Annotated in this window: 15 protein-coding genes; 9 read left to right on the top strand and 6 right to left on the bottom strand. The window is 66.9% G+C overall.

Annotated elements, in window-relative coordinates; genetic code table 11:
• Nucleotides 1-14: 14 nt before the first annotated feature.
• The 3 genes from A5733_RS05690 to A5733_RS05680 are packed head-to-tail and all read right to left on the bottom strand — an operon-like array spanning nucleotide 15 to nucleotide 1993.
• Nucleotides 15-917, bottom strand: a complete 903-nt coding sequence (locus tag A5733_RS05690) for an NAD(P)-dependent oxidoreductase (protein ID WP_076239422.1) — start codon at nucleotides 915-917, stop codon at nucleotides 15-17.
• Complete coding sequence (locus A5733_RS05685; protein WP_067763788.1) at nucleotides 914-1300, bottom strand: carboxymuconolactone decarboxylase family protein; 387 nt, start codon at nucleotides 1298-1300, stop codon at nucleotides 914-916. The genes A5733_RS05690 and A5733_RS05685 overlap by 4 nt, the downstream gene beginning before the upstream one ends.
• Nucleotides 1301-1333: 33 nt before the next feature.
• Complete coding sequence (locus A5733_RS05680; protein ID WP_067763791.1) at nucleotides 1334-1993, bottom strand: TetR/AcrR family transcriptional regulator; 660 nt, start codon at nucleotides 1991-1993, stop codon at nucleotides 1334-1336.
• A gap of 61 nt (nucleotides 1994-2054) precedes the next feature.
• On the opposite strand from A5733_RS05680, the gene A5733_RS05675 reads away from it, so the two are divergent.
• The 4 genes from A5733_RS05675 (at nucleotide 2055) to A5733_RS05660 (ending at nucleotide 6025) form a co-directional block, all read left to right on the top strand.
• A complete protein-coding gene (locus A5733_RS05675; RefSeq protein WP_076239421.1) occupies nucleotides 2055-3392 on the top strand; it encodes a hypothetical protein in 1338 nt (445 codons plus the stop codon).
• Entirely contained in the window at nucleotides 3389-4837 is a 1449-nt protein-coding gene (locus A5733_RS05670) for an acyl-CoA reductase (RefSeq protein WP_076239420.1), read from the top strand. Before A5733_RS05675 ends, A5733_RS05670 begins: the two co-directional genes overlap by 4 nt.
• Before the next feature lie 28 nt (nucleotides 4838-4865).
• Complete coding sequence (locus A5733_RS05665; protein WP_233152625.1) at nucleotides 4866-5192, top strand: hypothetical protein; 327 nt, start codon at nucleotides 4866-4868, stop codon at nucleotides 5190-5192.
• A gap of 77 nt (nucleotides 5193-5269) precedes the next feature.
• On the top strand, nucleotides 5270-6025 hold the full coding sequence (locus A5733_RS05660) for a YebC/PmpR family DNA-binding transcriptional regulator (RefSeq protein WP_067763800.1): 756 nt from the start codon (nucleotides 5270-5272) through the stop codon (nucleotides 6023-6025).
• Nucleotides 6026-6040: 15 nt separating this feature from the next.
• Here A5733_RS05660 and A5733_RS05655 read toward each other — a convergent pair whose 3' ends face one another.
• Nucleotides 6041-6691 (bottom strand): NAD(P)H-binding protein, encoded by a 651-nt coding sequence (locus tag A5733_RS05655; RefSeq protein WP_076239418.1) that lies wholly within the window; start codon nucleotides 6689-6691, stop codon nucleotides 6041-6043.
• Nucleotides 6692-6726: 35 nt separating this feature from the next.
• A complete protein-coding gene (locus tag A5733_RS05650) occupies nucleotides 6727-7560 on the bottom strand; it encodes an alpha/beta fold hydrolase (RefSeq protein ID WP_076239417.1) in 834 nt (277 codons plus the stop codon).
• Nucleotides 7561-7626: 66 nt separating this feature from the next.
• Between A5733_RS05650 and A5733_RS05645 the strand changes: the two genes are divergently transcribed.
• The 5 genes from A5733_RS05645 (at nucleotide 7627) to ruvB (ending at nucleotide 10823) form a co-directional block, all read left to right on the top strand.
• On the top strand, nucleotides 7627-8229 hold the full coding sequence (locus A5733_RS05645) for a TetR/AcrR family transcriptional regulator (RefSeq protein ID WP_076239416.1): 603 nt from the start codon (nucleotides 7627-7629) through the stop codon (nucleotides 8227-8229).
• A 22-nt stretch (nucleotides 8230-8251) separates the two neighbouring features.
• Entirely contained in the window at nucleotides 8252-8551 is a 300-nt protein-coding gene (locus A5733_RS05640; RefSeq protein WP_076239415.1) for a hypothetical protein, read from the top strand.
• 75 nt (nucleotides 8552-8626) lie between these two features.
• Nucleotides 8627-9184 carry a crossover junction endodeoxyribonuclease RuvC gene (gene ruvC, locus A5733_RS05635; protein ID WP_067763812.1) on the top strand — a complete coding sequence of 186 codons (558 nt, stop codon included), beginning with the start codon at nucleotides 8627-8629 and terminating at the stop codon, nucleotides 9182-9184.
• Entirely contained in the window at nucleotides 9181-9768 is a 588-nt protein-coding gene (gene ruvA / locus A5733_RS05630; RefSeq protein ID WP_067763815.1) for a Holliday junction branch migration protein RuvA, read from the top strand. The genes ruvC and ruvA overlap by 4 nt, the downstream gene beginning before the upstream one ends.
• Nucleotides 9768-10823, top strand: coding sequence for a Holliday junction branch migration DNA helicase RuvB (gene ruvB / locus A5733_RS05625; protein ID WP_076239414.1), 1056 nt, complete (start codon nucleotides 9768-9770; stop codon nucleotides 10821-10823). Before ruvA ends, ruvB begins: the two co-directional genes overlap by 1 nt.
• A 20-nt stretch (nucleotides 10824-10843) precedes the next feature.
• Here the strand turns inward: ruvB and A5733_RS05620 are convergent, their stop codons facing one another.
• Complete coding sequence (locus tag A5733_RS05620) at nucleotides 10844-12112, bottom strand: HNH endonuclease (protein ID WP_076239413.1); 1269 nt, start codon at nucleotides 12110-12112, stop codon at nucleotides 10844-10846.
• Nucleotides 12113-12216 lie beyond the last annotated feature (104 nt).

Below are 12216 nucleotides of genomic sequence, written 5' to 3'. Positions count from 1 at the left end.
GTCGAGGCTCATCGTCAACAAGCAGTAACCGCTCCACCGCCTTCGACGACCACGCCCGCCATCTTTTCCATCGGCTTGATGACCGAGGTGAAGTCGGAATCTGGGCCTTCCTCGCGCAGCGTCTGCTCCCACACCCGTTGCACGGTTTCGGCGATCTCCAACGGCAGCCCCAGTGCGGCGGCCTCACTCAGGTACAAGCCCACGTCCTTGGCCATCAAACCGGTGGCGAAACCGTAGTCGAAGGTGCGGGGGAGCACCGCACGCGGAAACTTGTCGCGGCTGGCGTGGGTGCCGCCCGAGCCGGCATTGAGCACGTCGATCATCACGTCGGCGTCCAGTCCGGCTTTCACACCCATCACCATCACCTCGGCCGTCGCGGCCAGGGTGGTCGCGGCCATCAGGTTGTTGATCAGCTTCATGGTCTGCGCGGCGCCAGGGTGCTCGGAGACGAAGATCGCCCGGCCGATCGCGTCGAACACCGGTGCCAGCCGGTCGAACTCGGCACGCGGACCGGACACCATGATTGCCAGGGTGCCGGCCTGCGCGCCGTGTACCCCACCACTGACGGGACTGTCCAGAGCCGCGATGCCGCGAGCGGCCAGGACGGTGTTATTGCGTTGCGCGGCTTGGCCTCCCACCGTGGAGAGATCGACGAAGCACCGGATTCGGGAACCGGCCGCGACGTCGGCCACCACGGACTCCGACACCTGCGGTGTGGGCAGGCTCGCCAGCACCGTCTCTGTCTGATCGGCCACGTCGCGGACCGACTGCGCCGACCGGGCGCCCAGCGCGACCGCCTTGGCCAGGACGTCCTCACGCACATCGAAGGCGACCACGGGAAAGCCCGCGGCCAACACCCGGCTCATGATGGGCCAGCCCATGTTGCCCAGCCCGACGAAGCCGACCTCTGAACTCATGACTGCTCCGCGTCCAGCTCGGCGAACACGGCCCGGGCCAGCCGAAAGCTGTCGACCGCGGCCGGGATGCCGGCGTAGATGCCGACCTGGAGGAAGATCTCGCAGATCTCGTCGCGGGTGACACCGTTGGTGAGTGCCCCGCGGATGTGGGTGCTCAATTCGTTGGGGCGGTTGAGCACCGCGATCATCGCCAGGTTCAGCATGCTGCGGGTCTTGAGCTCCAGGCCGTCGCGTCCCCAGACCGCGCCCCAGCAGTACTCGGTGACCAGATCCTGCAGGGGTTTCGAGAATTTGTCGGCGTTCCCGGCTGCCTTGCGGACGTAGTCCTCGCCCAACACGGCGGTGCGGATCGCCCTGCCCTTGTCATACGTGTCCTGATCCATCGTGCCCTTTCGATCGTTCGTGTTCTTACGCCATCACGGGTTTCGCGGACGCACCCCGTCGAGGAAGAGTCGGACACAGGTCCGCATGCGTTGGTCGAGGGCGTCGCGGTCCCACTCCACGCCCCACAGGGCCCCGGTCGCCGGGCCGCCGACGGTCATGGAAAGGAATGCGCCGCCGAGCACTTCGGGGTCCTCGACCTCGATGGCCCCGGCCGCGGCATGCCGTCGCAGCAGGTCGGCGATGAAGTGCAGCGCCGGCACGGTGCCTTGGTCGTAGGCCAACCGGTACAACTTCGGGAACCGGTAACCCTCCGCGTTGAGAATTCGTTGCAGTGCGACGCCGGCCTCGCTGGTATAGCTGACGAGCCTGATCTTGGCGATCGCGAGCAGGGTCTCCTCCAGGTCGTCGGTCTCTGCTGCCTGCAGAGTCTCCACCGGCACCAGCCAGCGGTCCACGGCCCGCTGAACCGCGGCTTCGAACAGTGCGGCCTTGTCCGGGTAGAGCCCGTAGATGGTGCGCTTCGCCATGCCGGCGGTCGCCGCGATGCCGTCGATGGTCGAGCGCTCAAACCCGTTGGCCAGGAACACTTCCAGCGCACAGTCGAGCAGCTCACGGTGGCGCTGCTCGGCCTGTTCGCGGGTCGGTCGGCCGGCGCGGGGCCGCGCGGTGGCGCTTGACGAACGTCGGGGCACGGGAGCATATTATCAGTAATGAAACGTTCTAGGTGCTATTAATTTGATTTCAGGAGCCGCCATGACCGCAGCCGACCAACTCCTCGCTCTGCAGACCGCGCCGGACCGCTACGACATCACGCCCGCCGACGTGCAACAACTGCAGATCGAGGCAGTGAACGAGAGATTCACGGATCGGGTCGACCAGATCCCGTTGTTGCGCAACCGCGCACAGTCCGCAGAGATCAGCAAGGTTGCGCAGCGCGAGGATCTGGTGCCGTTGTTGTTCGCGCACGGCGCCTACAAGAGCTACGCCCAGAACTGGCTGACCGATGGCCGGTGGGACCGGATGGCCAAGTGGGTGGGGACCGTCTCCACCTGCGATCCGAGTGGGGTTGACGTCGACGGCATCGCGGGGCTGGATGATTTCGTTGCCCGGATGGAGTCCGCCGGGTGTTTCCTGACCTGCTCCAGCGGCACCACCGGCAAGCCGGCCATGATCGCCTGCTCCGAAAGCGACCTGGACGTCGCCGCGCGGGCCAACGTCACCGGATTGACCTGGGCCACCGGCATTCCGGCCGATGGCAGCCGCAAACTGTTCGGGCTCGGTCCGCGCACCAAGGTCGAGCGCAATGAGCGCACCCGCATCGCGCTGGTGGAAGCGTTCTGCAGCGAAGCTGACAGCTACCAACTGCCCGTCGAGCCGATCTCGGTCGGTTCGATCATGAAGATGATCGAGCTGCGTCGCCGCATCGGCGACGGCACCGCGAGCCCTTCGGAGATCACTGCCTTCGAGACCACCAGTGCCGAGCGGCAGAACGCGATGGATGCAGCCACCGCCGGGGCGGTCGACGAGCTGATCGACAGCCGCGACCGTGCGCTGCTGCTCACCGGAATGTTCGCCTCGCTCTACCAGATGGCCCAGGGGGTGCGGTCAAAAGGCTTCTCCGGAACCGACTTCCGGGACGACACCGCGCTACTGGTCGCCGGCGGCCTCAAAGGTGCCGCCCTGCCGCCGGGCTACCGGGAGTTCATCTTCGACACCTTCAACATCGCCGATGAGCGGGTCTACCACTTCTACACCATGCAGGAGCTCAACACCCCGTTCCCGAAGTGCCGGGCCGGCCGCTACCACGTGCCGCCATGGGTGTTGTTGCTGCCCTTGGACGAACCCGGGGAAAACCTCGTCGACACCACCGCCGGGCCCGTGCAAGCGCGCGCGGCATTCTTCGACCTGTCGCTGGACGGCCGCTGGGGCGGCGTCATTTCCGGTGACCGCGTCGACGCCGATTTCGGGGTCTGCGAGTGTGGCCATCAGGGGCCGACCGTCGGGCCGGACATCACCCGCTATGCCGATCTGGGTGGGGACAAGATCACCTGCTCGGGCACCATCGACGCCTACGTGCGGGGTGAAGCATGAGCGCGGCGGTGGCGTTGTCAGCCCCGTTCATGATCCGCGGCAAATTGGTCGAAGGGGATGCCGTACAACACCGGTCACGTGACCTCGGCGTCGATTTCACCACGCCGGCAATCGATCTCGACACCTTGATCACCTCCCGTCAAGAATTGCCGCCACTGCTGAATGTCCCGGTGGCCGAGATCATCGACTTTCTCGTCGAGACCGGCGAACGCCTGGCGCTCGACGGCAATTCGCACATGCAACGCTGCCTGGACCTGGTGGCCGAGACCAACCCGCTGCCGCGGCGTGTGGTGGAGAACCTCTACCGCAGCGCGCCCGCGCTGTTGAGCCGCGACAGCCTGTGGGCCCAGGTCGAGTCCAACTTCGCCGAACCGGCGGTGCTCGACGGCTGGGTCAGTCGGACCGACACCAGCGGCAACACCGGGGCCGTCCGGGCTTTCCCGCCTCGCATGGTGCACATGCTGGCCGGAAACGCGCCGGCGGGTTGTATCGCCTCGATCGCCCAGGGCGCCTTGGTCAAGGCCATCAATCTGTTCAAGATGCCGTCCTCGGATCCGTTCACCACGGTGGCCGTGCTGCGGACGATGGCCGAGATCGATCCGGAACACCCGGTGGTGCAGTCGATGTCGGCGGTGTACTGGGCCGGTGGTGATGAGGCGATCGAGCGGACCCTGTACCGCCCGCAGTACTTCGACAAGATCGTGGCCTGGGGCGGCGGGCCGGCGATCAACAACGTCATCAAGTACCTCGGTCCCGGGATCCAGCTGGTGTCGTTCGACCCGAAATCGTCGATCTCGATGATCGGGCGTGAGGCGTTCGCCTCCGACGAGGTGCTCGCCGAGGTGGCCGAACGGGTGGCCGCCGACACCTGCGTCTTCAACCAAGAGGCTTGCCTGGCAAGCCGATTCGTGTTCCTGGAGACCACCGACCGCGAGCAGGCGCGAGGGTTCTGTGCCGCGCTGCTACCGCGTCTCGGAGATGACCGGCTGTTCGGTTCTGCGGTGGCCCCGCTGCCGCCCACCGACATCCGCGACGAGATCGAGGTGATGGGTGCGATGGGCGATGAACTCGAGGTGTTCGGCCGATTCGACGGCCGCGGCGTGGTGCTGCTGTCCGATGAGCCGGTCGACTTTCATCCGTCCAACAAGATCTCCAACGTGGTGATGGTGGACTCACTCGAGCACGCCGTCCGCTACGTCAACGTCGCGACGCAGACCATCGGCGTCTACCCCTATGAACGCAAGGTCCAGTTGCGCGACGTGTTGGCCGGCGCGGGCGCCCAGCGGGTGTGCCGGGTGGGTACCGCCAACGGTCACGTCGCGGGCGGCCCGCACGATGCCATGTACCCGCTGGCCCGGTTCGTGCACTGGATGGGCGACGACGATATTTTCAGCGGCAACCCCAACGCCAACGCCAACGCCGCGTTGCCGATTTGTGCCGGGTAACGCCCGCACACCGGCGTACGCTGCCGGCATGTCTACGTCGTCGCCAACGTCCATGCGGCGTCGACCTGGCGTCGTCGAGTCGGTGATCAGTTGGGCCGTATGGGCCTTCGCCGGCTTGATTGCCGTGTTGCTGGCGTTCGCCGCGATCTTTCCCGTGGGCTTCAGCGGCGCGTACCCCGACCAGGCCGATGACGCGGCGACCGTGGCGGGGTGGGCGGCGCTCACCGTGGCGGTGGTCGTCCTGGCCCCGATCGGCATGGCGATCGGACATTGGCGGCGTTGGCACATCTGGTACTGGCCAGTGTTGTGCGCGGCCTCGGCGGCCACGACGCTCGTCCTGCTGCAGGCCTTGTAGGCGTCGTATCGAGCGCGGTAGGACCGGCCACGTAAACTGGAGGGCCGGAGTTTTAACCGGAAAAGGGGCGTACCTGCATGAGCGGCCATTCCAAGTGGGCCACCACCAAGCACAAGAAGGCCGTCATCGACGCCAAGCGCGGCAAGATGTTCGCCAAGTTGATCAAGAATATCGAGGTCGCGGCACGTGTCGGCGGGGGAGATCCGGCCGGTAACCCCACGCTCTACGACGCCATCCAGAAGGCGAAGAAGAGCTCGGTACCCAACGACAACATCGAGCGCGCCCGCAAGCGCGGCGGCGGTGAAGAGGCCGGCGGCGCCGACTGGCAGAACATCACCTACGAGGGTTACGGCCCCAACGGTGTGGCGGTGCTCATCGAGTGCCTGACCGACAACCGCAACCGGGCGGCCGGTGAGGTGCGCGTCGCGATGACCCGCAACGGCGGCAACATGGCCGACCCGGGCTCGGTGGCCTACCTGTTCTCCCGCAAGGGCGTGGTGACGCTGGAGAAGAACGGCCTGACCGAGGACGACGTGCTGATGGCCGTCCTGGAAGCCGGAGCCGAGGAGGTCAACGACCTCGGTGACTCCTTCGAGATCATCTCCGAGCCCACGGACCTGGTCGCGGTGCGCACCGCGTTGCAGGACGCCGGCATCGACTACGAGTCGGCCGAGGCCAGCTTCCAGCCCTCGGTCACGGTGCCGGTCGATCTCGAAGGCGCGCGCAAGGTGCTCAAGCTGGTCGACGCACTGGAAGACAGTGACGACGTGCAAGACGTCTACACCAACATCGACATCCCCGACGACGTCGCCGCGCAGCTCGACGAGGAGTAGTCGGCCTACCAGGGCTCAGTGCAGCGCCGCGTCGATCGGCGTCTTTCCGGAGATCACCTCGAACGTACGGCCGGCGGTCTCCGGCTTGTCCAGGACGGCGAGCAGCACGCGTGCCACATCCTCGCGGGGGATGCTGCCCCGGCCCGTCGATTCGGCGACGGTCACGTGTCCGCTGCCGGGCTCGTCGGTGAGTCCGCCCGGTCGCACGATCGTGGTGCGTAAGCCGGCGCGCGCACGCACGTCGGCGTCAGCCTCGGACTTGGCGTGCATGTAGGCCCGAAACACGTCGTCGTAGTTCTCATCGAGCGAGCGGTCGTCGGCCGACAGCGCCGACACCATCACGTAGCGGCTCACGCCCGCCGCCTCGGCGGCGTCGGCCAGCAGGATCGCGGCATCCCGGTCGACGGTCTGCTTGCGTGCGGCCCCGCTGCCCGGCCCGGCCCCGGCGGCGAACACCACGGCATCAGCGCCGCGCACGGCGTCGGCCACCTCCGTGACCGACGCCTGCTCCAGGTCGAGCACGACGGCTTCTGCCCCGCCCGCCGCCAAATCGGCTGACTGGTCGGGGTTTCGGATGAGGCCGATCGCCTCGTCGCCCCGTGCCGACAGCAACCGTTCCAGAATGAGGGCGATCTTCCCGTGTCCGCCCGCGATGACCACGCGCATAGTTACCTCCTAGGGACACGGTATCCCCGGGTGGCTCACTGGGTCAGGAAGCGGCCGATCTCCTCGGCGGTGCGTTCGGGTTGATCGAGCATGATCAGCACCTTGGCGTCGTCGATCTGGCGCAGTTGCCCGTTGGGAAGTAGCTCGGCCAGGCGGCGACCGTGTGCGGGCGGCATCACGGTGTTGTCGCTCCACAACACCAGCGCCGGGCCGGTGAAATCGGCCAGCGCATTGGTGGCCCGGATCAACTCGGCCTTGTCGAATCGGCTGCGGCAGTAGCTGATCAGGTCGCGGCGGATCCGTCGATCGGCCAGCGCGGCATCGGTCCAACCCTCGAAAATGTGTTGGGGAATCGGCCTTTTCGACATCTCGCCCCACAGCATCGGTTGCCGGCGCAGCCACTCGATCCGCATCTGGCGCAGCGCAAAGGAGACGGTGCCGGTGGTGCGGCTGGCGAGCCACAGCACCGTGGCGTAGGGCGCCGGCGGGAAGTTGTCGAACGCCTCCGACGGGCAGATCACCAGTCGCGCAATGCGTTTGTCACGGCCGGTATCGGTCAGGAACAGCGGACCGCCCCAGTCGCTGACAATCAGCGTGACGTCGGCCAGATCCAGGGCGTCGAGGAAATCGGCGACGATGCCCAGCATCCGGTCCATCCTGAGGTCGGTGCCGTCGGGCATGGGGATGCGGTGTCCACCCATGGGCAGCACCGGCAACAGGTAGCGGAAGCCGCTGGGCAGCAGCGGCAGAGTCGTATCCCACTGCGTGTCGTTCATCAACAGTCCGTGCAGTAGCACCACGGGCGGACCGGCCGGATCTCCTTCTTCCCGATATTCGATGGTTCCGACGGGTAGTTCCACTGTCTTCATATCGACTCCAGGCGCTAGAACAATGATTCTAGAATGTGTGCTCTAGTCTGTCTGTAGGAGGTTCAGATGGCAAGGTCCACCCGGGAGAAGATCCTGACCGCCACCGTCGAGCTGATGCGGCACAAGGGCTATGCGGCGGTCGGTATGAAAGACATCGTGGTGGCCTCCGGAGCCCCGATCGGATCGCTCTACCACCACTTCCGCGGCGGAAAACTGCAAATCGCCCGCGAGGCACTGATCGACGCGGGGGCCGCCTACGGACTGCTCATCCCGACCATCGTCGACGAGTACGACGATCTCGGGCAGGCCATCGAGGGGATCTTCAACCAGGCTGCTGAGGACATGGCGGCCAGTGGATTCGCGAACATGTGCCCGGTCGGCACCGTGGCTGCCGAAACCTCCGACACCGTCGAGGAGTTGCGAACGGCTGCGGCCGGCGTGTTCACCGCGTGGCTGGACGGCGGCGCCGACTATTTCGCCCAACGCGGCGTGGACCCGGCAGCGGCGCGTGACGTGACGGTGGCCGTCGTGGCAGCCCTCGAGGGTGCGTTCATCCTGGCGCGAGCGCTCCGCGACGTCCAGCCGCTCCATGCCGCCGGCCGCGCTTTGGCTCCGTCCTACCGCGGGATTGCCCTCGGCGCCCGCCTGTCTACTGTTACGGCGAAATGAGCCGGAACGGGGAGCCATGGGGATGACGAACGAGGCGGTGACCGACCCGCGCGGTGTGGTGTGGAATGTGCGGCGCAAATGGATGTCCGGGCCCGACACGTGGACCGACTCCGACGGTGTGATCGGGGCGATCTTGAGCATAGTGGTGTTGCTGCAATTGCTGGCCTGGCCGTTCTGGTTCCTGGCGAAATTCCTCGGAGTGCCGTGGACGATCATCATCGAACAGGCCGGCCGGGAAGTCGGGACCGAGCGCGTCCGGGGATGGCGGGCCTCCCGCCGACGGATGGAGGAGATCCGCCGCAACATCGGCGCGTCTCGCTGATTGGCGTGTCCCTGCGTCGCCCCGTCGGCGTGGCCCGCTAGGCTATCGAACAGATGTTCTGACGAAGGGGTTCGTGTGCGGGTGATGGGAGTGGATCCCGGGTTGACGCGCTGCGGCCTGTCGGTGGTCGAGAGCGGCCAGGGCCGGAAGGTGACTGCGCTGGATGTGGACGTGGTCCGCACCCCGGCCGATACACCGCTGCACAAGCGGCTGCTGGAGATCAGCGACGTTGCCGAGTACTGGATGGACACCCATCGGCCGGATGTGATCGCGATCGAGCGGGTCTTCGCGCAACAAAATGTCTCGACTGTGATGGGAACGGCGCAGGCCGGCGGGGTGATCGCGCTGGCCGCCGCCCGGCGTGACATCGAGGTGCACTTTCACACTCCCTCCGAGGTCAAGGCGGCCGTCACCGGCAACGGTCGCGCCGGCAAGGCGCAGGTCACCGAGATGATCACCAGAATTCTTGCGCTGCAAGCCAAACCGACACCGGCCGACGCCGCGGACGCCCTGGCCCTGGCGATCTGCCACTGCTGGCGGGCGCCGATGATCGCGCGGATGGCCGCCGCCGAGGCCATGGCCGCTGAACAACGGCGCAAGTACACGGCGAAACTCAAGGCGGCCCGGGCATGATCGCCTCGGTGCGGGGCGAGGTCATCGACATCGCGCTCGACCATGCCGTGATCGAGGCTGCCGGTGTCGGCTACAAGGTGATGGCCACGCCTTCGACGCTGGCGAACCTGCGCCGCGGCACCGAGTCCCGCCTGATCACCGCGATGATCGTGCGTGAGGATTCGATGACGCTCTACGGGTTTGCCGACGGTGAGGCCCGCGATCTGTTCCTCACGCTGCTCGGGGTGTCCGGGGTCGGGCCGAAGATCGCCTTGGCGACGTTGGCAGTGTACGACCCGCAGGCGCTGCGGCAGGCGTTGGCCGACGGCGACGTCACCGCGCTGACGCGGGTTCCGGGCATCGGTAAACGCGGCGCCGAGCGCATGGTGCTCGAATTGCGCGACAAGATCGGTCCGGTCACCCCCGGGGCCGCCGGCGGCGCCATCGGTCATGCGGTGCGGGCGCCGGTGGTGGAAGCCCTTGTCGGACTTGGCTTTGCCGTCAAGCAGGCCGAGGAGGCCACCGACAAGGTGCTGGCCAACGATCCCGAGGCCACCACGTCGTCGGCGCTGCGTGCGGCGTTGTCCATGTTGGGTAAGAAGTAATGGGCCGTTTCGATGACGCCGAGGAGTCCGACGAGCGGGAGGTCTCGCCGGCGCTGACGGTCGGTGAGGGCGATATCGATGCCAGCTTGCGTCCGCGCTCGCTGGGTGAGTTCATCGGCCAGCCCCGGGTGCGCGAGCAGCTGCAGTTGGTCATCGAAGGCGCCAAAAACCGCGGTGGCACACCGGATCACATCCTGCTGTCGGGTCCACCGGGGCTCGGCAAGACGTCGCTGGCGATGATCATCGCGGCCGAGTTGGGATCCTCGCTGCGGCTCACGTCCGGTCCGGCGTTGGAGCGGGCTGGCGACTTGGCCGCGATGCTGTCCAACCTCGTCGAGCACGATGTGCTGTTCATCGACGAGATCCACCGCATCGCCCGGCCCGCCGAGGAAATGCTGTATCTGGCAATGGAGGACTTCCGCGTCGACGTGGTGGTGGGCAAAGGCCCTGGCGCCACGTCGATTCCGCTCGAAGTAGCACCCTTCACGCTGGTGGGCGCCACCACTCGGTCAGGGGCATTGACGGGCCCACTGCGCGACCGGTTCGGGTTCACCGCACACATGGATTTCTACGAACCTGTTGAGCTCGAGCGCGTGCTGGCCCGGTCCGCGGGCATCCTCGGCATCCACCTCGGTGCTGAGGCCGGCACCGAGATCGCCCGCCGATCCCGTGGGACGCCACGTATCGCCAACCGGCTGCTGCGCCGGGTCCGGGACTACGCCGAGGTGCGTGCCGACGGCGTGATCACCCGCGATATCGCCAAGGCCGCTCTTGAGGTCTACGACGTCGACGAACTGGGCCTCGATCGGCTGGACCGGGCCGTATTGTCCGCACTGACCCGTAGTTTCGGCGGTGGCCCGGTCGGGGTGTCCACGCTCGCAGTGGCGGTGGGGGAGGAAGCCACCACCGTCGAGGAGGTCTGCGAACCCTTCCTGGTGCGTGCCGGGATGGTGGCCCGCACCCCGAGGGGCCGGGTAGCCACCCCGCTGGCGTGGACGCATCTGGGGATGCAACCGCCGGTCACCGGGTTAGGCCAGCCCGGGCTGTTCGAATAGACCGCATGGTCGTTACTGCTCTAGGCCGCGGGCTTGTTGAACACCACGTGGATTTCCCGGGTGAGTCTTCGAATTCCGCCCGGTAGTGGTGGCGCGGTCGAACGGTAGATGGCGCCGGTCGGAGTGATGTGTTCGGTGCAGTGCCGGCCGAACTCATCGACCCCTGGCACCACCTGCCAGCCGGGTGCTTCTTTGACGTAATTGCAGCGTTCACACAGTCCTTCACCGTTATCGGCGCTGGTCGGGCCGTGGCGGTGATACGGGGTGACGTGGTCGATGTGCCGGATCGGGGCGTTGCAGTACGGGGTGCGACAGATTTCGTCGCGCACCGCGATGAACCGGGCCAGGCCTTTGGGGAACCGCCGCGAACGCGATTCCATGGCAACCAGGGCGCCGGTGTCTGGAGCCGCGTAGAGCCGTCGCAGGGTGACCCAGGAATCGTCGGCGTCCAGGGCGTCACTGATCAGACGGCGCGCCACGGAGGCGGGGATGGGTCCGTAGCCTTCCAGGCGTGCCGGATGGGCGGCGCCGGCGAAGAGCGTCTCGTCTGAGAGCACCAGATTGACCCCGACACGGAGGGGCGCGGCCGCCTCACGGCCGGTGATCCGCGCGACCACAGTGTCCGCCATTGCCTGGCCACGGTTGCGGCCGTCGGTGCGGCTGTCGGCTGCGGCGTTGAGAGCGCCGCGGACAGCCGCAGCGTCGGTGGCCGGTAGCACGACGGTCATCATCGCCATGTTGTCGGCCGCGGGTCGGAAGGTGACGTTGCGATCTTCCGGTGCTCTGGCGGCCCGGTTGGCGACCGCCTGTGGATCCAATTGGCAGGCAATTCTTTTGGCCTCAGATGTGATTCGCGCATCACCGAGGCCCTCGAGCGTCGAGGCATCGCCACACAGCTCTTCGTCGAAGCGCCGCCGATCGGCGGGGGACAGGCAGGCTGCTTCGCGCACGATCAGCCGGGCGCGTGATTCGGTGAGGATGCCGGTTTCCAAGGCGTGCAGCGTATGGCGAAGGTCGCGAACCAAAATCCTGGCGTCGGTGAGGTGATGGCTGCCGCGGGTCGGTGAATCCAGCCGCGCCATACCGATTTCCGACCCCAGCCCGCGGCCGCGCTGACGGATGGGTACGCCCGCGGCGGCTTCGGCGGCCCTGCGTGCGGCGTCCAATGCGGCGGTGGCGCGGGCCTGCCCGGCTGCAGCGGCCGACTTGAGCCGTTCGAGTTCCGCGATGCGTTCCCGCAGGGTCGCCTCGTCGGCGTCCGCGGCGATCGTTGCGTATTCTTCGAACATATGTGCGACTATACACCTCGAGGATGACCGCGTTGACTCATCAGGAATGCGCGTGAAACGGTGAATCGTTGCCTCATCGGAAGTGCGCGCGTAGGCCCAATGGA

The organism is Mycobacterium sp. NS-7484 (genome assembly GCF_001953975.1).
Taxonomy (GTDB): Bacteria; Actinomycetota; Actinomycetes; order Mycobacteriales; family Mycobacteriaceae; genus Mycobacterium.
The sequence above is the reverse complement of the archived record's forward strand: the minus strand, read 5'-3'. Positions and strand labels throughout refer to the sequence as shown.

Bases quoted from the DNA above. Each gene is read 5' to 3' on its own strand.
- A5733_RS05690 (WP_076239422.1), bottom strand. From the start codon at position 917: ATGAGTTCAGAGGTCGGCTTCGTCGGGCTGGGCAACATGGGCTGGCCC.
- A5733_RS05685 (WP_067763788.1), bottom strand. From the start codon at position 1,300: ATGGATCAGGACACGTATGACAAGGGCAGGGCGATCCGCACCGCCGTG.
- A5733_RS05675 (WP_076239421.1), top strand. From the start codon at position 2,055: ATGACCGCAGCCGACCAACTCCTCGCTCTGCAGACCGCGCCGGACCGC.
- A5733_RS05670 (WP_076239420.1), top strand. From the start codon at position 3,389: ATGAGCGCGGCGGTGGCGTTGTCAGCCCCGTTCATGATCCGCGGCAAA.
- A5733_RS05665 (WP_233152625.1), top strand. From the start codon at position 4,866: ATGTCTACGTCGTCGCCAACGTCCATGCGGCGTCGACCTGGCGTCGTC.
- A5733_RS05660 (WP_067763800.1), top strand. From the start codon at position 5,270: ATGAGCGGCCATTCCAAGTGGGCCACCACCAAGCACAAGAAGGCCGTC.
- A5733_RS05655 (WP_076239418.1), bottom strand. From the start codon at position 6,691: ATGCGCGTGGTCATCGCGGGCGGACACGGGAAGATCGCCCTCATTCTG.
- A5733_RS05650 (WP_076239417.1), bottom strand. From the start codon at position 7,560: ATGAAGACAGTGGAACTACCCGTCGGAACCATCGAATATCGGGAAGAA.
- A5733_RS05645 (WP_076239416.1), top strand. From the start codon at position 7,627: ATGGCAAGGTCCACCCGGGAGAAGATCCTGACCGCCACCGTCGAGCTG.
- A5733_RS05640 (WP_076239415.1), top strand. From the start codon at position 8,252: ATGACGAACGAGGCGGTGACCGACCCGCGCGGTGTGGTGTGGAATGTG.
- ruvA (WP_067763815.1), top strand. From the start codon at position 9,181: ATGATCGCCTCGGTGCGGGGCGAGGTCATCGACATCGCGCTCGACCAT.
- ruvB (WP_076239414.1), top strand. From the start codon at position 9,768: ATGGGCCGTTTCGATGACGCCGAGGAGTCCGACGAGCGGGAGGTCTCG.
- A5733_RS05620 (WP_076239413.1), bottom strand. From the start codon at position 12,112: ATGTTCGAAGAATACGCAACGATCGCCGCGGACGCCGACGAGGCGACC.